The organism is Paenibacillus marchantiophytorum, assembly GCF_014640555.1.
Taxonomy (GTDB): Bacteria; Bacillota; Bacilli; order Paenibacillales; family NBRC-103111; genus Paenibacillus_E; species Paenibacillus_E marchantiophytorum.
This window is the reverse complement of record NZ_BMHE01000074.1, coordinates 1-24,739: the sequence shown is the minus strand read 5'-3', so window position 1 is coordinate 24,739 and position 24,739 is coordinate 1. Positions and strand designations below refer to the sequence as shown.

The 24,739-nt window shown below is 45.6% G+C and carries 23 protein-coding genes; 4 read left to right on the top strand and 19 right to left on the bottom strand.

Features of this window, described 5'->3' with window-relative positions; all coding sequences use genetic code 11:
- From IEY34_RS37090 to IEY34_RS33955, 8 genes are all read right to left on the bottom strand, one after another.
- Nucleotides 1–365: hypothetical protein (locus tag IEY34_RS37090; RefSeq protein WP_229757986.1), on the bottom strand; the 365-nt coding region annotated here is incomplete at its 3' end.
- 495 nt (nucleotides 366–860) lie between these two features.
- The gene (locus IEY34_RS37980; protein ID WP_373291385.1) at nucleotides 861–1,343 is read right to left on the bottom strand and encodes a DUF6985 domain-containing protein; all 483 of its coding nucleotides are present in this window, start codon (nucleotides 1,341–1,343) and stop codon (nucleotides 861–863) included.
- A 457-nt stretch (nucleotides 1,344–1,800) separates the two neighbouring features.
- Nucleotides 1,801–2,679 (bottom strand): radical SAM/SPASM domain-containing protein, encoded by an 879-nt coding sequence (locus tag IEY34_RS33980; RefSeq protein WP_189020410.1) that lies wholly within the window; start codon nucleotides 2,677–2,679, stop codon nucleotides 1,801–1,803.
- 82 nt (nucleotides 2,680–2,761) lie between these two features.
- Nucleotides 2,762–3,556, bottom strand: coding sequence for a lipid II flippase Amj family protein (locus tag IEY34_RS33975; RefSeq protein ID WP_189020408.1), 795 nt, complete (start codon nucleotides 3,554–3,556; stop codon nucleotides 2,762–2,764).
- Nucleotides 3,553–3,987, bottom strand: coding sequence for an SRPBCC family protein (locus IEY34_RS33970; protein ID WP_189020406.1), 435 nt, complete (start codon nucleotides 3,985–3,987; stop codon nucleotides 3,553–3,555). Before IEY34_RS33970 ends, IEY34_RS33975 begins: the two co-directional genes overlap by 4 nt.
- Nucleotides 3,988–4,372: 385 nt before the next feature.
- Nucleotides 4,373–6,148 carry an ABC transporter ATP-binding protein gene (locus IEY34_RS33965; protein ID WP_189020404.1) on the bottom strand — a complete coding sequence of 592 codons (1,776 nt, stop codon included), beginning with the start codon at nucleotides 6,146–6,148 and terminating at the stop codon, nucleotides 4,373–4,375.
- Nucleotides 6,145–7,908 (bottom strand): ABC transporter ATP-binding protein, encoded by a 1,764-nt coding sequence (locus tag IEY34_RS33960; RefSeq protein ID WP_189020403.1) that lies wholly within the window; start codon nucleotides 7,906–7,908, stop codon nucleotides 6,145–6,147. The genes IEY34_RS33965 and IEY34_RS33960 overlap by 4 nt, the downstream gene beginning before the upstream one ends.
- A gap of 495 nt (nucleotides 7,909–8,403) precedes the next feature.
- On the bottom strand, nucleotides 8,404–9,846 hold the full coding sequence (locus IEY34_RS33955; RefSeq protein ID WP_189020401.1) for a CoA-acylating methylmalonate-semialdehyde dehydrogenase: 1,443 nt from the start codon (nucleotides 9,844–9,846) through the stop codon (nucleotides 8,404–8,406).
- Between the two features lie 124 nt (nucleotides 9,847–9,970).
- On the opposite strand from IEY34_RS33955, the gene IEY34_RS33950 reads away from it, so the two are divergent.
- On the top strand, nucleotides 9,971–11,251 hold the full coding sequence (locus IEY34_RS33950; protein ID WP_189020399.1) for a PucR family transcriptional regulator: 1,281 nt from the start codon (nucleotides 9,971–9,973) through the stop codon (nucleotides 11,249–11,251).
- Here the strand turns inward: IEY34_RS33950 and IEY34_RS33945 are convergent.
- The 9 genes from IEY34_RS33945 to IEY34_RS33905 all read right to left on the bottom strand — a co-directional run bounded on the left by IEY34_RS33945 (nucleotide 11,248) and on the right by IEY34_RS33905 (nucleotide 20,320).
- Entirely contained in the window at nucleotides 11,248–11,463 is a 216-nt protein-coding gene (locus tag IEY34_RS33945) for a hypothetical protein (protein WP_189020397.1), read from the bottom strand. The genes IEY34_RS33950 and IEY34_RS33945 overlap by 4 nt on opposite strands.
- The gene (gene hydA / locus IEY34_RS33940; RefSeq protein WP_189020395.1) at nucleotides 11,456–12,898 is read right to left on the bottom strand and encodes a dihydropyrimidinase; all 1,443 of its coding nucleotides are present in this window, start codon (nucleotides 12,896–12,898) and stop codon (nucleotides 11,456–11,458) included. The genes IEY34_RS33945 and hydA overlap by 8 nt, the downstream gene beginning before the upstream one ends.
- A 2-nt stretch (nucleotides 12,899–12,900) precedes the next feature.
- Nucleotides 12,901–14,196, bottom strand: a complete 1,296-nt coding sequence (gene preA, locus IEY34_RS33935) for an NAD-dependent dihydropyrimidine dehydrogenase subunit PreA (RefSeq protein ID WP_189020394.1) — start codon at nucleotides 14,194–14,196, stop codon at nucleotides 12,901–12,903.
- On the bottom strand, nucleotides 14,189–15,553 hold the full coding sequence (locus IEY34_RS33930; protein WP_189020392.1) for an NAD(P)-dependent oxidoreductase: 1,365 nt from the start codon (nucleotides 15,551–15,553) through the stop codon (nucleotides 14,189–14,191). Before IEY34_RS33930 ends, preA begins: the two co-directional genes overlap by 8 nt.
- Nucleotides 15,550–16,815 (bottom strand): M20 family metallo-hydrolase, encoded by a 1,266-nt coding sequence (locus tag IEY34_RS33925; RefSeq protein WP_189020390.1) that lies wholly within the window; start codon nucleotides 16,813–16,815, stop codon nucleotides 15,550–15,552. The genes IEY34_RS33930 and IEY34_RS33925 overlap by 4 nt, the downstream gene beginning before the upstream one ends.
- A gap of 6 nt (nucleotides 16,816–16,821) precedes the next feature.
- Nucleotides 16,822–18,195: an aspartate aminotransferase family protein gene (locus tag IEY34_RS33920; RefSeq protein ID WP_189020388.1), complete on the bottom strand. Its 1,374-nt coding sequence runs from the start codon at nucleotides 18,193–18,195 to the stop codon at nucleotides 16,822–16,824.
- A 588-nt stretch (nucleotides 18,196–18,783) separates the two neighbouring features.
- On the bottom strand, nucleotides 18,784–19,704 hold the full coding sequence (locus IEY34_RS33915; RefSeq protein ID WP_189020386.1) for a tyrosine-type recombinase/integrase: 921 nt from the start codon (nucleotides 19,702–19,704) through the stop codon (nucleotides 18,784–18,786).
- A gap of 134 nt (nucleotides 19,705–19,838) precedes the next feature.
- Entirely contained in the window at nucleotides 19,839–20,093 is a 255-nt protein-coding gene (locus tag IEY34_RS33910) for a YolD-like family protein (RefSeq protein ID WP_189020385.1), read from the bottom strand.
- Nucleotides 20,094–20,116: 23 nt separating this feature from the next.
- Entirely contained in the window at nucleotides 20,117–20,320 is a 204-nt protein-coding gene (locus IEY34_RS33905) for a YwbE family protein (protein ID WP_189020383.1), read from the bottom strand.
- A 171-nt stretch (nucleotides 20,321–20,491) separates the two neighbouring features.
- Here IEY34_RS33905 and IEY34_RS33900 point away from each other — a divergent pair, with 171 nt between their 5' ends.
- Nucleotides 20,492–20,899, top strand: coding sequence for a DUF2071 domain-containing protein (locus IEY34_RS33900; RefSeq protein ID WP_189020381.1), 408 nt, complete (start codon nucleotides 20,492–20,494; stop codon nucleotides 20,897–20,899).
- A 25-nt stretch (nucleotides 20,900–20,924) separates the two neighbouring features.
- On the opposite strand, the gene IEY34_RS33895 is transcribed toward IEY34_RS33900, so the two are convergent.
- Complete coding sequence (locus IEY34_RS33895) at nucleotides 20,925–22,109, bottom strand: MFS transporter (RefSeq protein WP_189020379.1); 1,185 nt, start codon at nucleotides 22,107–22,109, stop codon at nucleotides 20,925–20,927.
- Between the two features lie 145 nt (nucleotides 22,110–22,254).
- On the opposite strand from IEY34_RS33895, the gene IEY34_RS33890 reads away from it, so the two are divergent.
- Nucleotides 22,255–23,118 carry an AraC family transcriptional regulator gene (locus IEY34_RS33890; RefSeq protein WP_189020377.1) on the top strand — a complete coding sequence of 288 codons (864 nt, stop codon included), beginning with the start codon at nucleotides 22,255–22,257 and terminating at the stop codon, nucleotides 23,116–23,118.
- Nucleotides 23,119–23,250: 132 nt separating this feature from the next.
- Complete coding sequence (locus tag IEY34_RS33885) at nucleotides 23,251–23,532, top strand: hypothetical protein (protein ID WP_189020375.1); 282 nt, start codon at nucleotides 23,251–23,253, stop codon at nucleotides 23,530–23,532.
- A gap of 139 nt (nucleotides 23,533–23,671) precedes the next feature.
- On the opposite strand, the gene IEY34_RS37085 is transcribed toward IEY34_RS33885, so the two are convergent.
- Nucleotides 23,672–24,241 carry a DUF3892 domain-containing protein gene (locus tag IEY34_RS37085; RefSeq protein ID WP_229757984.1) on the bottom strand — a complete coding sequence of 190 codons (570 nt, stop codon included), beginning with the start codon at nucleotides 24,239–24,241 and terminating at the stop codon, nucleotides 23,672–23,674.
- Between the last annotated feature and the right edge of the window lie 498 nt (nucleotides 24,242–24,739).

The following is a 24,739-nucleotide window of genomic DNA, read 5'->3' as shown; positions in this document are numbered from 1 at the left end:
GAATACGACAACTGAATCAATCTCCTTCCTGAGTTCCCTCTAAAAACAATTAACAAACGTTTCCTCTTAATAATCAATATAATGTTTAAAAGTAATGTACTAATAACGGATGCAAATAAACCTACCTTAATTCCAATAAATGGAAGGGTTTCAATATCCCAACCAATTGTAGCAGAAAAACAAAACACTAACCAAATTACCACCAAGAGAACATATATGAGAACATTAAACGTACTAATTATTATCAAATTACTCCAAAATGAGTTTGTCTTTTTAATTAAGCGAAGTGCAGTACGATAACTTATGAATATTGGAGTAACTGAAAGTATCAAAAATAGAATAAGCCCATAGTAAGAAATGCTCATTTTCCCCCCATAAGATTCGTACATATATTCAATTGGCTTATAACAAACTCGTTTTATTTGTTATTGCCTTCAATCATTTTAATAAATATTTTGTGCTCGGTAATCTTCCGCGCAAAATGCTGATATAGTCCTTGTTTTTAAAAAGTTTCGCTTATAAGGAATTTCATAGTCTCCTAGCAATCGATAAATGACTACTTTACTAACATATGAATTATTTATGTAACTATATAACTCTTCTAATGTAAAAATCGCTAATGTTTCAACATACTGCTTCCAATACAAATGCTCTTTTGAAATTCATCGTGTGTTTCTTCCTCAATCATGTAACCATTTCCCCCTCTCTCCCATGAAAGGCTTGTTTTATTATTTATCATTGATAACTTTAATTCTTTCTATCTCACTCAAAGCCCCAGACATAATTTCAACAGTTGATTCTTTAATTCCAATATAATCACGCATTATAGCACCTCATCTTCTCTCGTTGATAGAATTGTTTCATTTTGTATCGCTTCTTTCATTTAAATGATCATTAGCTATCCATGAAAGAAAGGATGAGTCTGATCCCCCCAATGCAACAACTTCGTTTTTAAATAGCATTACACCAAAACCGTGCTCTTCATCCCACGAGCAATCAAATTGAAAGCCAAAATAACCAATGCCGTCCTTGATTACATCTAAGATATGAACTCTTGCTAAACTGATTAAGGGCTTTAGATCATTAACACCAGTTAAATCTGGCATAAATTCATCATCTTCATCATCGCAATATTTTGCTTGGAAACCACTATATTCTTCAAATAATTCTTGTAGTATTACATTCTTAATTTCTTCTTGATTGGATACAATAAAATCATAAGTATCTATTAATTCACTGCGTAGAGGTGAATTTATGTCTCCACCAAAATCTACTTCATAAACATCGTTTGAGTCTGAAGTAAACTCATTCCAAACGTTTCCGTATACAACTTTTGCTTCAATTTCTCTATCGTCCTCTTTTCACAACCATTGTAATTTTCTAGTCGTTGCTTTATTTGTGCCATCATCCAAATGTACTCTGCTGGATACATCGCATATTCTTGTTTTCCTTCAAGATATGCAATTTTACGAAGTCCTGTAGCTCTAGAATCCGCTTCTTCATCATGGAACCCACCAAACGGCTACCGCGGTGGTGAGCTTGCTATTTTTTTCATTTTTACACGAAGGTAAATTGATAAAAGCTAGGCAGACAAGCTAACAAAATTTACAATTAAAGTAATTTCACCTAATGCTCAATCATTGCTATATATCCTTACCACGCACTCCACATGTGTCGAGTGTACAGTGAGAACCAGCAGGATACTATGTGCCCCTAATAGTGTGCGCTTGCTAATCTTGCCTCCGTAGAAAAAAAGCTCCTCGAACAGCCAACTGGCTGCTTCAAGTAGCTTTCTCAATCTTACATACTAAAACGTTCGCGGTACCCGCATTTGCGGCATAATTCCTCAACAACTTCGCGTCTGGAAAATCCCTCAAACAAACGGTTCGCCCGTTCGCCCTCTACAATATCCGAGAAATGCGTATCGTTGATATTGCCCAAATTGATAACTCCTTCCCCATCTAAACAACATGGGATTACAGTGCCATCAACAAGAATACCGGCTTGATTGCGCAGCGCGTGACAGAAACCAGGTCCAGAAATTTCCTCTGCTTTGAGATCTGGCCACTGGAACTCATGATCCTGATTCAGATAGACGCGATCGGCTAGCTTGACGCCCGTTCCGCGCACGAATTTCTCATCGATTTTGAAATCGAGATTGAATTCTTGCTCGAGCAGCTCCAGCACCTCACGGTTGCGCTGACGCTCCAGATTGGTCTGATTATCGGTATCCAGATTCCAGAGCCGGAACGAAATGATCACATTGGACTTCGCCACGATTTCTTTGGCAAAACGCAGAATACTCGTCACATAGCCTTCCTTATCCTCAGACCCTTCATGTCCGTCGAAACTGTGCAACGAGAAATTCATTTGTCTAAGCGCCGGTTTATCCAGCAGCTTGTGTCTGTTTTTGTTAATCAATGTGCCGTTCGTTGTGATATTGACCTTAAAGCCCTTCTCATGGCTTAAATCCAACAATTCATCAATCTTAGGATGCAGCAAAGGCTCACCTTTCACATGGAGGTAAATATGATCGGTATGAGGCTTAATTTGATCAAGGATATTCGTAAACGTATCTATTTTAATAAAATTGGCTTGACGTTTCGTTTGCGGACAGAACGTGCAGGCCAAGTTGCATACACTTGTAACCTCAATATAAAATTTCTTGAACTTCTTCATTCTTTGCTCCATTTCTAGCTGCGCTACTATGATATTAGCTATTATAGCAAGCTGTCACTATGAATGAAAGGTAAGGAGGAAATTAGAAAATCGTTTGGACAATCCATCCGATGAAATGGGCAGACGGAATCAGAAACAACTGAGCAAGCAATGTTCCAAGAAAGCGAGAAGTCATGAGCAGCGCATAAATCTTGCCTAGCTGCCTTTTTTGCGACTCATCATGCAGCGCCTTATCTGTAATGAGACCAAGCTGTGGATCTATGAAAATGGTCAAAAGTATCGTCGCAATCCCGTTAATCAGCCCAGAAGCCTGAGAAGCTGTCGTTGCAGATTCAGGAACCAGATGAGCGGCATATAACGAAGCGAGCACCCCGACCGAATAGAAAGCCGTCACCACAATATTGATCAATAATAAGCGCTTGGGAACACCCAAATAGCGAAATTGACTCAGCTTCACTTTGGGCTTTTTCCAGTAGGATTTCGAATTCTTCAGCTGCTCTACGGTAACACTTGTAATTAATTTGGGTAACGACCCTGCAACTTCCAATCGAGCAATAATACGCACACTGAAATTAATAAATGAGGGAAACAAGGCGATTGCGATCAACGTGCCGATAGACGAGGCGAAAAGGCTGATACGCAGGTATCTTTCCAAGTCAAAAGTCGGTTCCACCTTGGCAAAATCCACGAAGTTCGCCGTCATAGGCGCTTGAATTAAATTCGCTGTTCTTGAAACGAGCACGACGATTCCGACTAAAGAAAGGGCCACAGCCAGCTTGTTCACCTGCACGCCAGCGTATCGAATTGAATAAGACAACGTTTCGGCTGTATGTATAATCATCGTTAACACGAAAACCACAACAAGGGTTCCTGTCATTGAATGGCTCCGAGTTCCCCTATGGACTGGAGGTCAGCAATAACAGCTTCCCAGCGCGCTTTCATCTCTTCTCTACGCTCCTCATTATCCAGCTTTTCTTGATGAAAACTGATCGTTGTCCGGCCGGGATTTGCTGTAGGAAGCAGCCGAATCTGCAGCGTAGAAGCATGCTCCCATGCTGCGGGCTGCCAAGTCAAACGAAGCTGCTCGAGCGGCTTCACCACACGAATTTCTCCTGAGCATCCATCTACGGTCTGATAAGCTTGACCCTTGGTGAACGACAGATCCGCCACTTCACCGAGCCAGAATTTTCTTCCTGATGGGGAAATGAGCAGCTCCCAAGCTTCCTCCTGATATAAAGGCAGTGTCCTTCTGACACCAATTTGAAAACCTGCTTCAGCCGTTTGACCTACCACTTTATCTGAACCCATCCTCTTGCCTCCTTCATGAAATTCTTGTATTAGAATAGCTTCATTACTCATTCTAGAAGAACCTAGAAATTCCCTTTTAAAGTTTGGCATAGAGGGAGGGAACTGTGGGGCTCTATTTAGTCGAACAGATGTGATTCAAGAGTAGTAACGGAACTAGAGGGTCTTATATCCACGAAAAGCGCTGAATTTTCCGCCAAACAGCAAAATAGCGAACTATAGTTCCCTCACCCTCGCTAAAATGACGCTTTTTGCAAAAATAGCGAACTATAATTCCCTCTAATTTGCTATGATAGCACTTTTTGGAAGAATATCGGCTTGTCGTTCCCTTATCTGCCGCATGGCGGCTGTCAAACCCCACGCCCACCAACCTGGTAGAACTCCCGCCTCACTCCGCTTTCCGCTCATCCCCGTACCAGAGCTGCTGGAACGTCTCGCTTCGCAACAGCAGCTCCGCCGAGGTGCCCTCGGCTTCGATGCGGCCGTCCCTCATCACGATGATGTGGTCGGCACGGGTTAGCGCCGTTTTGCGGTGCGACACGACCAGACAAGTCGCATCTGCACGCCGCTGGAACATGCGTTCCCAGAGCTTCTGCTCCGTCTCGACGTCGAGCGCGCTCGACAAGTCGTCGAACACGTACAGCTCGGCGTCGCGTACGAGCATGCGCGCTGCGGCCGTCCGCTGCGCTTGGCCGCCGGAGAGCTTCACCCCGCGCGGGCCGATGACGGTGTCCAGCCCGCCTGGCAGCTGCGCGACGTCGAACTCCATCACCGCCGCGTGCAACGCCTGCGGCAAGCTGTCGTTTTGCTCCGCTTGCCCGAGCAAAATATTATTGCGCAGCGTATCGCTGTACAACCGCGGCACCTGCGCGGTGTAGGCGCTCCGCGACGGGGTAAAGAAGGTGCCCGGATCTTCGACGGGCACGCCATTCCACGCAATCGTTCCTTCGCCCTTGGGCAGCAGCCCAAGGAGCGAACGCACGAGCGTGGTTTTGCCTGACCCAATCGTCCCCGTGACGACGGTGAACGAACCTTTTTGCAAGCTGAAGTGAATGTCCGAGATTCCTCTGCCCGTATCGGCATATGCATAGCTCAGCCCATTCACATCTAGCCGCTCAAGCTTGCCACCAAGCTTATCTGTTCCCTCAGTCATGCCTGGGAGCGGGCTGCCCTTTGTCAAATGCAAGGAATTAACCATCGTCAGAACTTTCGCTGATGCACCTTGCAGCAGAAAGGTTAATCTTTCCAGTGAAACGCTCATTTGTTTAAAGTAAGTGATAAACTTGCCCACATTCGATATGAACTGCGTAACAAAAGTTAAGTAATACACGAATAAGGCAAAGTCTCCGACTGTAAAAGTACCTGCACGCATTTTGGTCCCGGCTAACAGCAGAATCAGTCCTGTTCCAAGGTTAACCGAGTTGGAAAACACCGAATCCAGCAGTTCGGTCATCAACCGATCTTTCAGCATGGCTTTCCTTCGGCTGTCACCGAAGCTGCGGAATCTGGCAATAACACGTTTCTCAGCACCTGCGACTTGAATCGCTTGCACGTTGCCGAACATTTCACTGATTTCGCCAGTCACTTTGGAAGTTGCTTCCCGACTCGCTGCGCGATATTTCTGCAATCGTACGGTTGCTAGCTGTGCGGCGGTAATTACAAGTACGATCGGCATAAATACAAGAAGCGTCATTTGAGCATCAATCCGAATTAAAATATAGCCGGACACAAGTGCAAAACAAGTCATCCCAAAAACATCAACAGACCAACTCGCCGCCTCTTCAGACTGATCAACATCATCACGGAAATGACTGATTGCTTCGCCTGGCGATACCGGAATCGCCTGCGCTCCGGGCTGTTTGAGCACATGTTCAAGTAGATTCCTTCTAAGCAGCATCCCCATGCGGAAACGGAAATTCACGTCTGTAATAAAACCGATGACGATCAAAATGATTCTGCCTAGTGCCGCAGCCATCAGGAGGGCAATCAACCCCCAAACACTATAGCCAAGCTTTGAATTACCTGTTAAGGAATCGAAGAATTCTTTCGTTACCAAGCCCGCTGCAATCGGCGCCAGATAAATGACCGTCCAAGCGATTGCATTTATGAAATAACGCATGGGACGATACATAATCAGCCGCCACAAATATTGATACGTATTCATACCAATACCTCCTCAAGCCCGGTGGCTAGTAATTGACTGAAGCGGGAATTCGGGTCGGCTGCCAAGATTTCTCTTCTGCCTGATTCCATAATGGCTCCATTATCCAATATCACAATATGATCGGCCCGTTGTACGGTAGCCAGTCGATGTGCAATCATGATGCAAGAACGCTCCGTTAAGAGCTTGGAAACCGCCTTCTCAATCCGCTGCTCGGTTAAAGGATCCAAGCGTGAAGAAGCTTCATCCATAATAACGAGGCCAGGATTCGTCAGAAAAACTCGCGCAAAAGCGAGCAACTGCGCCTCACCCGCAGACAAGCTTCCCCCTCCGGAAGCTAAATTCGTATCCAATCCCTCGGGCATTGCCCCGTACCAAGAACTAAGTCCGAGCTCGCCCAGCACGTCAATAATCGCCTGATCCGAGATCGTTTCATCATAGAAGGTTAGATTATCGCGGATGGTTCCTTGCATAATTTCAATATTTTGCGTGACTAGTGCGACTCGTTTACGCAGATCAGCCAGCTTTGCTTTACTTATATCGGTCCCACCCAGAGCAATGACACCCTCTTGCGGATCGTAGAAACGAAGCAACAAACGTGCCATTGTCGATTTGCCGCTGCCTGTGCGTCCAAGCAACCCAAGAACTTCACCTGGTTTCAATGAGAACTGTACACCTTTTAACGTAGGCTGATCTCCGTCATAACTGAAAGTAACGTCACGAAACTCAACGCTTAATGGCCCCTCGGGAATGATAGCACCAGGTCCATCCTTAATTTCGGATTGTGTGGCGAATAGCTCGCGAATTCTTGAAATACTGGCATCTGCCTTCTGCAGATCTTCCATTTGCGTACGAATTTTTTCGATTGGCTTTGCCAATAGCTCTGTATAGAAGAAAATCAAGTACACAGTTCCCATCGAGATATGCTGCGTTTGCCACAAGTAAGCGCTTATTCCGAAAGCCATCGCATTCCCTAATGCGAAGACAAGAATTGACATATTCCACATGGCGCAAAAGCCTAGGAAAGCTTTGACCCTAAGCGGCAGCATCACCCGCAGCATCGTATAGAAACGATTCATGACGAAACCTACGGCGCCATTGGCACGAATATCTTCCGTTCCTTCCAAATGTTCCCCAATAAAACCATAGAATTCAGCGTTGGCCTGCCGCCAACTAGCCCAAACAGGTACAGCAAATTTGCGAATCCATTGGATCATAAAGACGGCAAAAACGACGAAAAAGGCCATCCCTAACCCAATTAACCAATTCTCCCGAAACAATAAAATGATAATGCCAGCCATTAGCAGCACATTGCCAACCAAATGAATAATCATACTGGAAAAGAAATTGGCTAGCGCATTGACATCCCCATCCACGCGTTCAATTAACGACCCAGAGGTGTGTGATTTGTGAAAAGACATATCCAGCGACAAACAATGTGCGGCAAGATCGACACGCAATTTATTCGTTGTTTTCCAACCGACATTTTCACTAAAATAAGTAGCGATGACAGTGACCAACTGTTGGATTAAGGAAAAGCCGATAAACAGAATCGCTGCTGTAACCAGCGGCTGCAATGAACTTTGCGACTGCGCAGTATCAATAAAAAAGCGAATAATTTGCGGATTAATAAGTTGTAAGCCGATAGAAGCAAATAACAGCAGCGTTAATACAGCAAGTGTACCCTTCTGAGGGAACAAATAGCGGCTTAACAGTTCCGAATATTGTCCCATCGAATTCTTTTTTCTAGGTTGTTTACTCATTCTGCAAGGTCCTCCATAAATATTTTATGACATTAATTATTTATGTAATTAATTTAAATCCCCTTCCATTTTTCTTCCTCCTTTTCCAACCGTACAGTCAATGATACTAAATTGCTACTCCGCCGACAATGTAGGATTTACATATACTTAATTAATCGTAAAAAAAGACCTAGCCGCAGGCTGGGTCACCCAATCAATGAACCTTGAGACAAGCCCAAACGCCCTAACGAACTCAATACTCTTTATTCGATCAAAATTGCTCCTTCTGAAAAACTAATGAATTCCAGATGCTCTATTTCAAACAAATGATCACCATTCGACCAATAATTTGCTCGATAGCGCCAACTCCGTTCGTTACATCTCCAAAGCCGCCATTTTCCGCTCTATAAGCATCATACAGTTCATTAGATGCCCTTTGAGACCGAAAGCCTCCATAGCAAAGATGCCCGTGGTGGACGTCAAAATATAAGGGGTGAGCTTCGCTCACCCCAAATTTTAGAAATAACGAGCAGTAATCATCTTTTTCTTCGTATAAAATTCAACGCCATCCTTGCCATTCGCATGCAGGTCTCCATAGAAAGAATCTTTCCAGCCTGAGAATGGGAAAAATGCCATCGGCGCGGGAACACCGACATTCACGCCCAGCATCCCTGCCTCGACCTCTTCGCGGAATTTCCTTACCGCCTTAGCATTCTCCGTATAAATGACGGCTGAGTTGCCGAATCGCGACTGATTCACAAGCGTCAGCGCTTCGTCCAAATCCGCTGCGCGAAGAATCGATAAGACGGGGCCGAAAATCTCTTCCTTGGCAATCGTCATCTGCGGTTGAACATGATCAAATATCGTCGCCCCTAGAAAATACCCATCTCCGGCTCGTTCCTGAACCAATCGCCCATCAAGCAGAAGCTTCGCGCCTTCTTCCATCCCTTTGTCAATATAGCTCTCGATTCGGGTCCTCTGTTCATCGCGAATGACCGGCGTCAGAGTCACCGCGTCCTCTACCCCATTGCCGATCACCATAGTAGCCGCAGATTGTTGCAGCGATTCTACGAATGCTCCGCCATCGCCAACAACCACAACTGCTGAGCAGGCCATGCATCGCTCCCCTGCGCTTCCGAAGGATGACATGATAATATTCTCGACCGATTTCTCAATATGCGCATCCGGCATGACAATATGATAGTTCTTAGCGCCTGCTAGCGCTTGCACACGTTTACCCGCAGATGAGGCTTTCTCATACACATATTTGGCAATGGGCTGAGAGCCTACGAAGGAAATCGCCTTCACGTATGGCGTTGTGGTTAGTGTATTCACGACGTCCTGTGCACCATGAACAACATTCAACACCCCCTCCGGAAGTCCCGCTTCCTGGAATAACTCAGCCAACTTCATTGCCGTTAATGGTGTACGCTCCGACGGTTTCAAGACGAATGTGTTCCCGCATGCGATAGCTAATGGAAACATCCAGCATGGCACCATCATCGGAAAGTTAAATGGCGTAATTCCGCCAACAACCCCCAACGGCACACGAAACAACTCCGAATCCATCTCTGCGGAAATATTGGCTAATGTTGTCCCCATCATATGTGAAGGTGCGCCTGCGGCAAATTCAACACATTCTATCCCTCGCAGAACTTCACCAAGCGCTTCTTTGTAACTCTTGCCGTTCTCTGCTGTGATCAGTTCAGCCAGTTCTGACTCATGATCTTGCAATAACTGCCAATAACGGAATAAGACTCTTGCTCGTTTGGGCACAGGCGTTTTACTCCATGTTCCATAAGCATCCTGAGCGGCAGCCGCTGCTGCTTCAACATCTTGAACCGTCGATAAGGGAACCCTTGCTATGACTTCTCCTGTGGCCGGATTAAGAACATCACTCGTCATTGTGCTTGTTGAATCGATCCATACCCCATTAATGAGATTCTGCAACACCTTCATATTCGTTCATCTCCTGGCTGAATGAAAATTTCTCCACAAGTCATTGGACACATTGTATAATAAGTAAAATCACAAAATACCTAATTTGATGTCATATTAATTAACATAACTGAGGTGAATCCAGATGGTTCAAACGATTCTTCAATTAACCGTTCGAGATATTTTGCAGCGTCCCTTATTTCTGAAAGCCGAAGCGATTGCCAGTGAAGAAGCCTTGAATCGCACCGTTCATTGGGTTCATATTATGGAAGTTACGCAAGTCGGGCATTTGCTCAATGGCAATGAATTGATACTCAACACAGGCATTGGCTGGCATGATAACGAGGAACTCAGCCTCTCTTTCTTGCAGCAGCTCATTGACAGTGGTGCCTCCGGCTTGTGCATCGAATTAGGCACGTACACGAAACAACCGCTCGAACGTATGAAGCAATTAGCTCAATGCGCCAATTTCCCTCTCATCTTTTTCCATGAGCAAGTCAGGTATATCGACATCACGCAGGATTTGCACGCTTACTTCATCCACCAACATCACAAAATGGTCTCCGAACTGTATCAAACGACGCCATCCCCTACTCCGTATTTGGAAGAAAAATTACGTTTCAAACAGGAAATTTGGCTGACTGATTGGTTAAGCGACCAACACTCACAAGTCGAAATTCGCGATTATTTCCATACGCTTAAATCAACTTTAAAACTGAATCAAGCCATCGTCTGTGTATTTGACAGCAAATCTGCCTTGCATAACCTCAAAAATCACGATGCCAATATCATTCACAAACAAATGGTGGCCATAGCCCTATTTGAAAATGAGGGATTCTACCTGCTGCCAACTGTACTTCATCATCAAATGGTGCTGATTTTAATCGATCAATTGCCAACAACACCGATACAGGAGCGAATTTTTAAAGTCATCCAAAGACTGCCGAAAACAGAGATGAATCAAAATCCCACTGTGTTCTCCTCCCTACTCGGAATCGGGAAACCTATAACGAACTTCGCGCGCCTGCAGAGCAGCTACGAATCTGCCTTAGAAACGATAGCGATTCAAAGAGAAGTAGGACCACTCCGTAGGCCTTTTTATCAAGAATTGCATATCTATAAGATTCTCCATCATTTGAAACAATCCGGTGAGTTGGGTCCTTTGATAGAGGATTACATCGGAAGCCTGCTCAGTATGGATCGCGAAAGAAACAGCCAACTTTTAAAAACATTGAAAGTGTACTTAGCCCTGAACGGTTCCAAACAAGAAACAGCCAAAGCGCTGTTTATCGTAAGGCAAACGCTTTATCATCGTCTTGATAAAATAGCTGCGCTGCTAGGCTCAGATTACATGGAGCCGCACAAACGAATAACTATTGAGCTTGCCTTGCACGGCTATGAGTACGTCAATGGCATGATCGATTAAGCCTGGTCCACTTCTTGGGCAATAAGGATCACAGCAACATATTTCCGCGCATTGGCTGTAGTCAGATGAAGCGTAGCGGTTTCCCCGCCAGGATGCTGCATATCGAGCCAAGCACCGCTTAGATCTTCTTTCACATGTACGATTCTAAATTGCTGCGAAATGAAGTCATCAAGCTTTTGTTTTTCTGATTGAAACTGCTCATAGTCAGACATGGGCAGCCCCCTTATCTACGGCAGCTTCCTTCAATAGCTTCAGATCTGCCGAAGCTGCCTGGTAAGTCCCCCGTTTAATAAACTGACCCGTTCCCGGTGTGCCTGCGAATTGTTTATCGCGAATGACGAATTCCCCACGTGAAAGGACCGTCACTGGCTCACCCTTAATTTCCAGTCCCTCAAACGGATTGTAATCGACGTGCATGTGATGCGTGTCAGCGGAAATGATCCGATGTATATGGGGATCGAAAATCACGATATCCGCATCGCAACCTATGGCAATCGTCCCCTTTTTCGGAAATAAACCAAACAGCTTCGCGCTTCGTGTAGAGACGATGTCAACGAATTGATTGAGCGTAATTCTTCCCTTGGCTACACCTTCGGAATAAAGAATGGAGAAGCGATCCTCTATACAAGGCCCGCCGTTAGGTATTTTGCTGAAATCATCAAGACCCAAATCCTTTTGCCCTACAAAATTAAAGGAACACTGGTCGGAACCTAGCGTCTGGAGTTGGCCTTTGCTCAGAGCGGTCCATAACGCTTCTTGATGAAACTTTGGTCTAAGCGGCGGCGACCACACATATTTGGCACCCTCGAAGTTCGGCATCTCTAGATAAGTCTGATCCAGCACCAAATACTGCGGACACGTCTCTCCCCATATGTCGACCCCTTTATTTCGCGCAGCGGTAATTTGCTGCACAGCTTCTTCGCAGGTAACATGAACAACATATAGCTGGGATCCAGCTAGTTCCGTAAGCTTGGCTGCGCGCCCCGTCGCTTCGCCTTCAATCAAAGATGGCCGCGTCAAGGCATGATAGATCGGATCTGTATGCCCGGCTTCCAGCGCTTCCTTGATCAGATACTCGATCACATCGCCATTTTCCGCGTGAACCATCACCAAAGCGCCATGACGCTTCGCCTCCAGCAGTGTTCGATACAAGGTCCCGTCGTCAGCTTGGAACACATTTTTGTAAGCCATGAAGACCTTGAGCGACGTAATCCCTTCTTCATGAATCATTTTCGGGAGCTCCGCCAATACATCATCCGTGATTTCTGCAATCATCAGATGAAAACTGTAATCAATCACAGCTTTGCCTGCCGCTTTGCGGTGCCATGTTAGAACGGATTGACTCAGAGGAACGCCTTTATTCGTGAGGCAAAAGTCGATCACGGTCGTCGTTCCGCCGAAAGCTGCAGCCCTCGTGCCAGTCTCGAAGTCATCTGCCGTCACCGTGCCGCCAAATGGCATATCCAAATGCGTATGCGGATCAATTCCGCCAGGAAACACATAATGCCCTGCAGCATCAATAATTTCCGCGTCTTCCCGCACGATATTTCGCCCAATTAGTGTGATAATGCCATCCTCAATAAGAATATCTGCTTGATATTGATCCACAGCGGTAACGATCGTGCCATTCTGAATGAGTTTGGCCATAGCTAGACAGCCTCCTTCTTATTGGAATCTTTGCCATCCGCCAGTTTGGCGATCGCTGCTTGCCGTTCATTCCAAGTGAGCGGGGCATCGGTTCCTGCGACTTCAACCATCGAAATAGCACCTTCCACTGGGCAAACAATCGCGCACAGATTGCAGCCTACACAATCTTCCTCACGAACCTTCAGATAAGATGCGCCATTCTCATCGGTTAACCGGTCAATGCATTGATGCGAAGTATCCTCACAAGCAATATGGCATTTGTTGCAGTTGATGCACGTTTCCTTATCTATTTGGGCGACAACCGCATAATTCAAATCAAGGTTGCCCCAATCCGAGTAGCGCGGAACGGATTTTCCGACTAATTCACTGACGCTGGCCAAACCTTTCTCGTCCAAATAATTATTCAACCCATCAATCATATCTTCAACAATACGAAATCCGTGATGCATCGCCGCTGTACACACCTGTACGCCTGTCGCCCCCATTAACATGAACTCGACCGCATCCCGCCAATTGGAAATCCCACCTATACCCGATATAGGCACGCCAACATCAGGATTTCTAGCACAGTCAGCAACCATATGAAGAGCGATTGGTTTCACAGCCGGTCCACAGTAACCGCCATGGGAGCCTTTCCCTCCTACATGCGGAATCGTATGCCATGTGTCGATGTCGACTCCAGCCAAAGAGTTAATCGTATTAATTAACGATATCGCATCCGCGCCGCCTCGCACCGCTGCCTTCGCTGTACTCGTAATATCTGTAATGTTCGGCGTCAGCTTGACGATAACCGGTGTTGTCGCCGCCTCCTTCGCCCACATCGTTTGCGCTTCGACGAGATCCGGCTGCTGTCCGGAAGCCGCCCCCATCCCGCGTTCGGCCATCCCGTGCGGACAACCAAAATTCAGTTCTAAACCATCAACGCCGACAGCTTCGACCTTCTTGACAATTTCATGCCACTTCTCCTGTTTCGGCTCCACCATCAAAGAGACGATGATCGCATGATTCGGAAACCTTCTCTTCGTTTCATAAATCTCTTTGAGATTCACCTCAAGCGGACGGTCCGTAATCAGCTCAATATTATTAAAACCGGCAACCCGTTGACCATTAAAATGGACCGCAGCAAAACGCGAGGATGTATTAATAATCGGGTCTCCGAGCGTTTTCCAAACCGCTCCGCCCCATCCCGCTTCGAAAGCTCGCTGTACCTGGTAACCGGTGTTCGTCGGTGGCGCCGAAGCCAACCAGAAAGGGTTGGGTGAGACAATACCAGCAAGATTGATACGTAAATCAGCCATGTTGAATCCCCCCAGTTAAGTGTTGGTTATAGATGGCATTAGCAACTAGCTTCCCTTGCTGCGCGGCTGAGACAACCATGGCCTCTCCTTGACCTTCACCAAAAATAAAATCTCCCGCTGCATAAATACGCGGATTCGAGGTCTGCCCAGTCTTCGGGTCCACCATCACCGTTCCGCGAGTATGAACAAGTCCGAATTGTTCGATTAAAGGCAGATGACGCGTTTGCCCAATCGCTTTGATAACCGCATCTACCGGAATCGTAAACTCCGACCCTTCGATGGGCAACGGTCGTTTGCGCCCCGCATCCACGTCCACGAGTTCCATTTGCAAGCATTCGATTGCAATGACTTGCCCATTCTGATCTCCAATGATGCGATTGGGTGCCGTCAGCCATTTGAAAGCCACGCCGTCCTGTTTGGCGAAATCAAACTCAAAATCGTAGGCCGTCATCTCTTCCTGCGTACGGCGATATACGATTTGAACCGTTTGGGCGCCAAGCCTTACCGAGCAGGTTGCCGCATCGATTGCAGTATTGCCAGCTCCAATGACGGCCACTCGCTTGCCGATAAACGAGGCATTCAGCTCTGTCTGTCCTTTGGTCGACTCTACAAATTCAATTGCATCATACACGCCAGTAAAGTCTTCGCCAGCGATGCCGAGATTCGGAACTTTGGACATCCCTACAGCTAGTACAACCGCATCATAGCTTTGTATAATCTCTTCCGCGCTTATATCCGTGCCCACTCTCGTGTTCATACGAAAGTCCACGCCCAACTGCTTAATTTGGTCGACTTCCCAGAGGGATATTTCCTGCGGCAATCGAAAGGAAACGATTCCATACGTATCCAAGCCTCCAGCCTGCGCTTTCGCCTCATAGACGGTTACCTTAAAGCCTAAGCGGGCCAGTTCCCGGGCTGCGGATAGTCCAGCCGGTCCGCTTCCAATGACTGCTGCGGACTTTCCGTTGCTGGTTCCCGCTTCGAATAAGACTTGCTCATTTCGAATCGCCCAATCTGTCGCATACCGCTGCAATTGCCCGATGAGAATAGGCTTGGACGAATGATTAAGTACACAAGCTCCTTCGCATAATTCCTCAGTTGGACATACTCTCGAACAGGTCGCACCCACCGGATTGGCTTCCATGATCGTGCGGGCCGACCCTTTGAGATTGCCAGAGGCAATCTTTTTGATAAATGAAGGAATCTCGATCCCCGTCGGACAGGCACGAACACAGGGGGCATCATAACAAAACAGACAACGATTCGACTCTTCCATCGCTTCTTTCGGCTTCATCCCAGCCTTTACTTCAGCGAAATTGCGTTTCAGATCCGTTAATGAGATAAATGCTGCGCTCATCTCCCTGCACCTCCCACAGTCATCCGGCGTGCCGCTCGATATAACAGCTCTGTCCCTAAGGCGATGTCCTCGATACTCGCAAATTCTTTGGGATTGTGGCTGATGCCTTCAAGACATCTCACGAATATCATCCCATAGTCACAGACATGAGACATCGCTAACGAATCGTGGAAAGGTCCGCTCATAAGCTCAGGCGGCTTCAGGCCCATCACATTTGCTTCTTCATGCAGCGTTTCCTTAATCCAATTCGCACAATATCTTGGTTCACTGTTCGTGTCCTCACGGATCGTGTAAGCAAGGCCATGTTCGCTGGATACGTTGTCGATGACCTGAAACAGCTGCGCTTCAAGTGCATGCCGGCGCGCTAAATCGATATCTCGCAAATCGATCGTAAACGTTACTTTCTCCGGGATAATATTGCGAGAATCCGGGAAAACCACAAGGGAGCCAACCGTGCCAACCGTGGGTGCCCCTGGGTCTTGCTGAGCGAGCTCATTCAGGGCTACGATGATTTTGGCGCAGCCCAGTAGTGCATCGTGACGCATCGACATCGGGACTGAGCCGGCGTGCCCCGCGAAGCCGGTCATTTCAACCGTGAGCCATAAAGGGCCAGAGATGCCGCTAACGATTCCGATAGCTTCATCCATGGATTCGAGAATAGGCCCTTGTTCGATATGCAGCTCCAGAAACGCGCCTACTCGGCCTTCCTGAAACACGTAACCAGCGATATCGGCAGGATTACATCCAAATTGCAGCAGCGCTTCTCTGCGAGTCACGCCGTTTTTATCCGTTCGCTCCATATCGTCTGTTTCTAATCGACCCGTCATTCCTCTAACCCCAAACAATCCTTTATTGAATCGACAGCCTTCTTCATCGCAGAAAGCTACAACTTCAATATTGCACGCAGGCAGTACCCCTTCTTCCGTTAAGCGTTGAACAACCTCAATAGCGCCAAGCACACCGATTGCCCCATCATAACGGCCGCCATAAGGCTGCGAATCTACATGCGAGCCTAACATCAAGATGGGAGCTAATGGGTCCTCGCCATATTTCACGCCAATTAGATTCGCAAAAGGGTCGATATAAGCTTCCATTCCCGCTTCTTCCATCCACGTCTTCACGAGTTCAACACCTGCACGATCTTCCGGAGACAACGCGAGTCTGCAAACGCCTGTTTCGCCAATTTTACCAATTTGGGCAAGTGCCTGTATACGTTCGTTTAATCGGGTGGCATTAATTTGTAGAGGAGGTATGATTGGCAATGAGCTTCATCCTTTCTTCTTATCGTTGTTAAAAACAGCGAGTAAAGTATCTACGATAAAATCAATATCTTCATCTGTTGATGATAGCGGTGGGCTCAATGTCAGAATGTTTGCGAATCCAGGAACGGTATCGCCATTTTTCCCAATCAGCAGTCCCTTTAGTTTACAGGCCGTGATAAAGGCAAGTACGCGCTCCGCCGTCGCTGGCACTTTACTCGCTCGGTCCTCCACCAGTTCAATTCCCAAAGCCGAGCCAAATCGACGGATTTCACCCACATTTGGATGCAGCAGCAAAGGTTTTAATCTTTTTTTAAACTGCTTCCCCATCCATGCAGAACGAGCTACCAAGTTTTCTTTTTCCAAAATCTCGATATTTTTCAGCGCTACCTGACAAGAGACCGGGTTCCCCCCAAACGTATTGATATGCCTCAAATGACTTGTCGCCTCTTGCCCCTTAAACGATTCATACAACTCAGCAGCAACGGCTGTGGCTGACAGCGGCGAGTACGCACTGGTTAGCCCCTTGGCCATGGTCACAATGTCAGGCTTCACACCGTAATTTGTATGACCGAATTTCTCACCGGAACGCCCGAAGCCGCAGATCACTTCATCGATAATCAGCAAAACCTCATACTTATCACATATGCTGCGAATCATCGGCAAATACTCGTCCGGCGGAACAATCATTCCGCCACCCGTAATCACAGGCTCCATGATCACAGCCGCAACGGAATCCGCTCCTTCCCAGACGATTGCATCCTCAATCGCTTTGGCGCATTGCAATTGGCAAGTTCCCTTCGTTTGACCGAAAGGACAGCGATAACAATAGGGCGGCGGCACATGCTGGAATCCTACGCCTAGCGGTTCATATTTGAGCTTGCGCTGCGCTTGCCCTGTTGCACCTAAAGCTCCCATTGAGTTTCCGTGATAAGCGCGATGCCGCGAAATAAACTTATGCTTCGACGGCTTCCCATTCTGATGGTGATATTGTCTGGCAATTTTGAAAGCCACTTCATTAGCATCCGACCCCGAATTGGAGTAAAAAATGCGGTATTCGCCATTCAGCCATTCATTTAATTTGGCGGCTAGCGTAATTGCAGGAATATGGGATTGCACAAGGGTGGCATAAGCAATTTTCATCATTTGTTCCGCCGCTGCCTGCGCAATTTCTTGACGCCCGTGTCCCACATTCACGCACCATAGACCTGACATACCGTCCAGGTAGCGATTGCCATCCACGTCCTGCACCCAACTGCCTTCCCCGGAGGCAATAATCATTGGATTCTCATTATGCGCACTCATATGGTGCCAAACATATTTGCGATCGTTCTCCAGCAGCTGCTCTTTCGTCATTGGATCTTCTGTGCTATGTGAGCCCATATTCCAGCCTCCCTTTTGATGAAAAAAAGGAGCGTAGACAGTTCCGATCCACGTTCCCCTTCCATGCCATGCTTTCTCTCCTATCTTATTTCTATGTTAAAAAAGGGAGAGACATCCCATGGCGCAGCTGTAAAATAATATTTTATTCATGTTAGTTATAGTTACTATATATGTTATATTATATAACTTCGTCGGATTTTTGCATTAGTCAAAGTGTGTTTAATTTGCTCTTCTCATTGTACATAGTGTAAAGTCCTGAATTATGATTACATAAATTTTATTATGTAAACTATTTGATGAGTGTTTACCTAAACGATAAAAATCGCCAGCCACAGGAATTGTGGACAGGCGATTTTCGACTTATTTAGTTGTCCAGCAGCACCGATTTCAAATCTGGTTATTTGGCAATCGAAATGGGCAGCCGCTTCACCCCTGCACCCAACGATGCTTAAATCGTCTCTGAGGAAGCTCTAACCGTCGATTCTGGCGAGCTTTCTCCCTTGACTGAAAATGATACGGCAATAGCAATACGACGTTCAAAACGGAAGTAGAGCAAATTAGTTTACATAACTTTTGTTATGTAATTATTTATAATCCCATCCCCACAGGAATAAACGCTGAAACCCGGTTCATCGCATCCTGTTTTTGCTTATCACCCACATGTGTATATATTTGAGTAGTCTGTATGCTCGCATGGCCAAGTAATTCCTGCAGCGTACGAATGTCAGTCCCCGCTATAACCTGCATCGTGGCAAAAGTATGGCGAAGCTTGTGGCTTGAAATCGACTTCCCTTGTAGTTCGGCATACTCTTTTTTCAATTCATCGAAATATTTCTCAGCAAGCGTCTGAATCATACGAATGCTAATCCGCCGCCCGAATTGCGAAACAAAAAAAGGATGCTCGCCTGAGCTCCTTGATTCAATTCGCTCAACAAGCGCTTTATTCAGCACGTTAACCAGTTCATAAGGCAATGGGATGACTCGCCATTTCCGTCCTTTTCCAAAAACCTGCAACGTATTCGTTGAACGGTTGAAATCGGACACATTCAATCGATGCAATTCACTGACGCGTAGTCCCGCATAGCTCATTAATAGAAACATCGCAACATTGCGAATCTGATACTTCCCTTCAATAGACTGCAAAAAAACAGAGAGGAGCTGCTCACTGAGGAAGGTTGGAATTGCGTTCTTTTCTACTTTTGATTTTTTTACATGAAGCGATGGATTATTAGTCACAATTTGAAGTTCAATTAACGCAGCGAAAAAAGTTCGAATGGATGACAGGTAGCGATTCCTTGCTGAATCCCCTGCTCCGCCCTGACGCATCTTGGTTAGAAACCGCATAATGTCTAAAGCCTCAATCGCGGACAACGATTTCTCCACAGAAGCAAGAAATAACCGGACGTCCCCCAGATATGCCCGTTGTGTTCGTTTCGTAAATCCCTGATCCTTCATCCAGGAGTCAAAAAGCTCCAAATACTCATCATCATAAGCATATTCTTGCCCCACTCATGTTCACTCCATCCATTTCAATCTAAGTTGCGTTAAATATAGATTTAGTGCAATTTTTGTAGCAACTAAATGCGGTCCAAAAGCACAATCCCGTTAAGAACGGCATCCTTGCCTGACCGCATCATTAGCCTTTAATCTCGGGGATATTCCACTTTCATAATATCCATGAAAGGTACTTTATCCAATTCCCCATCCTTGGTTTCCATATGTACACGACCAGTACGGGAATCCATCGTCTTGATAAGTCCGCGAACAGTTTCCACACGTCCCCAAACGGTTAGGACAATCTCGGAATTCTCCATCTTGGCTTCTGATAATTGATTCCCGATCTCTTCCAGTACAAACTCATCTCGCGTTGGTCTCTTTGCTACTTTTGCTTTCGCCATGCTTGCTCCCCCTGTGTTCTACATCACCTTGCCGGCGATAAGATTTGTTTGACACGTCCCACTTGTCCATCAACTAATCGCACTTTTATTCCATGAGGATGTGTCGGCGAATTGGTGAGTAAATCCTTTACAATCCCCCGCGTTAGCTTCCCACTTCGTTGATCCTGTTTCAATACAATATTGACTTCAATACCCGGCGTTACGTCTTTCCGATTCTGCCCATTCATGCTGTCGAATCTCCTGCTTTCTTTCCAGTTAGTGTGCTTCATTATATCATAAATTGCAGCTGTTCCCTATTCTAAGATAAGCCATGATGAAAAACCTTTACAAGATGCTGCCGAATCACTGGAGTAAGGCCCCGCGGGACCTTCTCTCTCCCCTATTTCTCCGCTGCTCGTTTGAGTTTTCATCTTCCTTACTTTTATGCAGAGATAGATGTGAAATTGAGAGCGCAAGATTCTGTCAATTATCGAAGTATCAGACATGACAAACGCGCAAAAACCGCTGAGTTCACAGCGGCGTACAAACCTACTTCAGAAATTCAATTAGCAGCTCCTGAAACATTAGAATACTGGTTAACCGAACGCTATTGTCTCTACTGCTCTGATCGTATTGGGCGTCTTTATCGCGGAGAAATTGATCATGAACCATGGCCGCTGCAATCTGCTCAAGCTTCTATTCAGACGAACACCGTCCCGTTATCATTTGGCATCATGTTGCCGAACACCCCGCCAATTCTGCACTTTGCGAAGAAATTACAGGTTCAAGTATGGCTTTTAGAGCAGATTTCATCTCTAAATATATAATTAACGACATTAAATATAAATGCAATTAATCATTTGCTTTCTTCATCGTTGCATCACTTTTACTTGAAAAGAAAGGGATCAACAAGGCACTTGAGAAGCTGAAAATCATAACGGCTTTAAATACGATCCCATTGAAATCTGTAATTCCCAATATAAGAGCCAGCATCACAATCCGAGATATCACGAGAATAAGTTCACGCCAAACCAAGAACCTCGCCTGCTGGACAGGGGTCAAATGATTACTGGCCATGAATTGCCGTGAGCTCCAAATTGTAAAAAAGAAGAAGAGTCCGATCGTTGTTAATACGTTTGATATAATGAGAATGGACGGCTTAGGGAATAAAACCAATAAGAAACCAACCGCGGCAGCTATCATCCCGAATGTAAGCCAGCGCGAATCGCTGATTCGGTGGGTTCGACTAAAGCGTTGATACACGAACACACAGGCAACTGTAAAAGCGGTATACATAATTTGCAGCAGCGCTATGGTCAATTTATCGTTCGTCACTGAGAAAGTGAAAATGAGCGAAAAAATACCTTGAAATTGAATGAAAAAACCTCCTGCAATCAATGATGGAATCATCCATTTCAAGCTTGGGGTCGCAAACACATGACGGATTGAGAAATTTTCAAAGACAGATTCCCCTGCCTCTTTAAGTGAAATACGGGGAATGTAGAACGAGACGGCAATCATCACACCAATAAATAAAAACATCACCAAAAATGATCCCGAGAATCCAATCCATTTGATGATTAGCGCGAATAACAAAGGATTCAGAAAGGCAATCAATTGCCCGAATACATTCGTGGCCGAAAAAAACGCTGTAAACTCCTTCCCTTTTCCGAAAAGCGAGATGCCGATATTTTGAGCGGCCGAATACAAGCCGTTTGTAATTCCCACAGGAAGTGCTATTAACGTTAAATACAGCAGTTTAGGCTCCACATGTACCCATGACAGTAGAACAAAAGTAATCCCGGCGCATAAGGCCGAAACACGTATGACAGCTCCTATTGTGAACCTTGCTAGAAGCTTGGCTCCATACATAAATGCTAGTGCCCAAGCGATGAACATCACCAAATTAAACCATGCGACGTCGAAAATAGATTGCCCTTTTTCCCAAATAAATAGATTGATAAAAATACCCATGTAGTTAAAAATAACACTTGAACTTACATTCATGAGCAATAGGCGTTTCAGCGACGTTGTCATTGATCTCTCACTCTCTTTGCTTTTCTCAAATTCGTTAACATACTTTCCATGGACTGGTTAATCATATACAATAGGAATTAATTAACGTGATTAAACTGTATCTTATCTACGATATCATGGAGTTATTTCGGAGGGAATGTACGATATGCCAAAAGTCATGGACTATTTGATCAGTCCTTACCCGCTTAGAATGATCTCGCTTCCCATTGATCCCAGCAAGCTTCAACTGCGATCTTTAATTATCCTTAACGTTGGACATCTTCCAGGGCGAATCTCGTTTCGCCATAAAGCTACTTTCGATAAATGGGCGTTTATGTATCTTGCCGGTGGTAAAGGCTCCTATCAAGTAAATAACGGCGCTGTTCAACGTGTTGAGAGCGGAAGCCTATTCTTTCTGCGTCCTGGTGCTATCTATAATTATGGTCCTGATGCGAATGGCTATTGGGACGAGTATTATTTTACATTTAAAGGCAGTCGTATTGATGAATGGCTGTCTACTTGGCTTACTAATGTCGATCAAGCGAAGCAAGTCGGATCTGATGATGCCACTGCTTTCAACCGCATTGAGCGCATCTTCATGCTGATGGAAAGCGGTTTGGCGAATAACATCGATCGCGCAGCATTACTGCTGGAAACTTTACTTTTTGAATTTATATTGAAAAATCAAATGACAGCAGAAACAACAAAAACACAGCAAATTATTGGCCTTATGGATGATCTCGGCGATTCTTTATATCAAGCTTTTGATGCCAAAAGTATTGCAAAGCGTCACCATATTTCCGTTTCTACCCTTCGTAGAGTCGTTAGTGAATACACCGGTTATCCGCTTAATGCCTATATCCATCGTCTCAAAATTGCAGAAGCCAAAAATATTCTGGTGAGAACCAACAATTCTGTTAAGGAAATTGCAGATGCTCTTGGATATAAAGATGTGTTTTACTTCTCTCGATTATTTAAAAAATACGTTGGCGATGCGCCTCTTATTTATCGCAATAAAATGCAGCTATAAATTTGTTTACATAATAAATAATATGGAAACAAATTAAATTTTAGCAAAAGAGCATTTCACCCTAGTACGACTTGTCATGCTGCGGCATATGATAAAGCAGAAGTAAATCTTCCTACGGGGAGGTGAAACGAAATGACACTTGAACTTACAGGTTTAATGCTCTACTCCATGTGGGTAGTTCTCGGCTTAATGGGGCTTAGCTTCCTTGTTGGCTTGTATCACTCACTCAAAGCAGGTACATTCTCCAGTTCCTTAATCCTGACTTATCTGCAAGATTTATTGTTTTATGTATTTCCTTTATTTTTGCTGGCAAATATGACGTCGCTGGATCCAACAGGCTGGATCTTGTTAATCGCTTATTACGTTGGCGCTCTTGGCGTTGTCCTCAAGTATTTGGCAAGTTTGAAAAAATGATTTGTAATCGCATTCATAGTTTACTATTCTACCAGTCATCTGGTAGTCTCAGCTGGCGGTGTTCATTCCGTCAGCTTTTTGGTTGTGTGCCTATACGCAAAAAAGCAGCTTGCCTCTTGGCAAACTGCTTTTTTTCACCCTAGAAACGAGGTAAATTCGATAAATTATTGCTCGGATCGCCATCTGGATAAGATCTCAAAGTCTTCTCCCCTTGCCGATTGCTACCGGTATTCACATCTTCAATGTAGCCAGCTTCTGTCATCGAAATGGCTTCGTCAATACCGACTACCCTGCCATCCTGAAACTGCACCGCGCTGATGCCGCCGTCTCCATAATGAACAGCTTGTATAATTGCCTTATTGGGATCAATGGTGTGAGGACCTGCCCCGTACTGAGTGCCATCCCGCATGAAAGTGCCATATTGGGTTGGCTGACCATTCTGACCGTAGCCTGTATATCCGCCCTGGAAGCCGACATTGCGTGCATCGGCATGATTAATGCCCGTGTTGCGCGACCCATAAGGGGCATTCTGGTTGCCAGATGAACCTGCAACAGGCATTCCGCCTTGATAGGTTGGCATCGGTTGACCATAATTTCCTTGAGTCGTTTGAGGAGGCATTGTGTTGTTTAGCGTCGGTTGACCACTCCACATGGTATTCACATTTTGAGCTTGCATATTCATTTGTTGACCGCGTCTGCGTCTTGACAAATTCATCGGCTCCTTCGTTTGTACGGATTGGTTGCCACCTCCTTAACATGTGCCACTTCCACTCCTGTTATCCCTTTCATGGAAAATGAATGCAGGCATCTGAAAGCCGATCTCTTCGCAAAAAAACTACCCTGCTCCTAGTTTAACTGCGTTCTGCGCTCGAGGATCATGATCACCCAGTCAATGAACCTTGTTGCAACCCCAAGCCCCCCCTAACGAACTCAATACCCTTTATTTGACCAAAATCGCTCATTCTGAAAATCTAATGAGTTACAGATACTCTATTTCAAGCAAATGATCACGATTTCGCCAATAAATTGCCGGGTAGCGCCAACTCAATTCATTAAATCTCCAAAGTAGCCATTTTCCGCTCGTAACTACTTAGGTCTACCCAAAATTTTGTTGGATATTTTCTTCGTTGGCACAAGGGAATATGAATAAATATGGAGAATAGAGATTTATTCCATATTAGGGACGTGAGCCAATTGAAATGCACGG

What these genes read in the sequence shown, in the direction of transcription:
- IEY34_RS33980 (WP_189020410.1), bottom strand. Translation starts at nt 2,679, where the DNA reads ATGAAGAAGTTCAAGAAATTTTATATTGAGGTTACAAGTGTATGCAAC.
- IEY34_RS33975 (WP_189020408.1), bottom strand. Translation starts at nt 3,556, where the DNA reads ATGACAGGAACCCTTGTTGTGGTTTTCGTGTTAACGATGATTATACAT.
- IEY34_RS33970 (WP_189020406.1), bottom strand. Translation starts at nt 3,987, where the DNA reads ATGGGTTCAGATAAAGTGGTAGGTCAAACGGCTGAAGCAGGTTTTCAA.
- IEY34_RS33965 (WP_189020404.1), bottom strand. Translation starts at nt 6,148, where the DNA reads ATGAATACGTATCAATATTTGTGGCGGCTGATTATGTATCGTCCCATG.
- IEY34_RS33960 (WP_189020403.1), bottom strand. Translation starts at nt 7,908, where the DNA reads ATGAGTAAACAACCTAGAAAAAAGAATTCGATGGGACAATATTCGGAA.
- IEY34_RS33955 (WP_189020401.1), bottom strand. Translation starts at nt 9,846, where the DNA reads ATGAAGGTGTTGCAGAATCTCATTAATGGGGTATGGATCGATTCAACA.
- IEY34_RS33950 (WP_189020399.1), top strand. Translation starts at nt 9,971, where the DNA reads ATGGTTCAAACGATTCTTCAATTAACCGTTCGAGATATTTTGCAGCGT.
- IEY34_RS33945 (WP_189020397.1), bottom strand. Translation starts at nt 11,463, where the DNA reads ATGTCTGACTATGAGCAGTTTCAATCAGAAAAACAAAAGCTTGATGAC.
- hydA (WP_189020395.1), bottom strand. Translation starts at nt 12,898, where the DNA reads ATGGCCAAACTCATTCAGAATGGCACGATCGTTACCGCTGTGGATCAA.
- preA (WP_189020394.1), bottom strand. Translation starts at nt 14,196, where the DNA reads ATGGCTGATTTACGTATCAATCTTGCTGGTATTGTCTCACCCAACCCT.
- IEY34_RS33930 (WP_189020392.1), bottom strand. Translation starts at nt 15,553, where the DNA reads ATGAGCGCAGCATTTATCTCATTAACGGATCTGAAACGCAATTTCGCT.
- IEY34_RS33920 (WP_189020388.1), bottom strand. Translation starts at nt 18,195, where the DNA reads ATGGGCTCACATAGCACAGAAGATCCAATGACGAAAGAGCAGCTGCTG.
- IEY34_RS33910 (WP_189020385.1), bottom strand. Translation starts at nt 20,093, where the DNA reads ATGGCGAAAGCAAAAGTAGCAAAGAGACCAACGCGAGATGAGTTTGTA.
- IEY34_RS33905 (WP_189020383.1), bottom strand. Translation starts at nt 20,320, where the DNA reads ATGAATGGGCAGAATCGGAAAGACGTAACGCCGGGTATTGAAGTCAAT.
- IEY34_RS33895 (WP_189020379.1), bottom strand. Translation starts at nt 22,109, where the DNA reads ATGACAACGTCGCTGAAACGCCTATTGCTCATGAATGTAAGTTCAAGT.
- IEY34_RS33890 (WP_189020377.1), top strand. Translation starts at nt 22,255, where the DNA reads ATGCCAAAAGTCATGGACTATTTGATCAGTCCTTACCCGCTTAGAATG.
- IEY34_RS33885 (WP_189020375.1), top strand. Translation starts at nt 23,251, where the DNA reads ATGACACTTGAACTTACAGGTTTAATGCTCTACTCCATGTGGGTAGTT.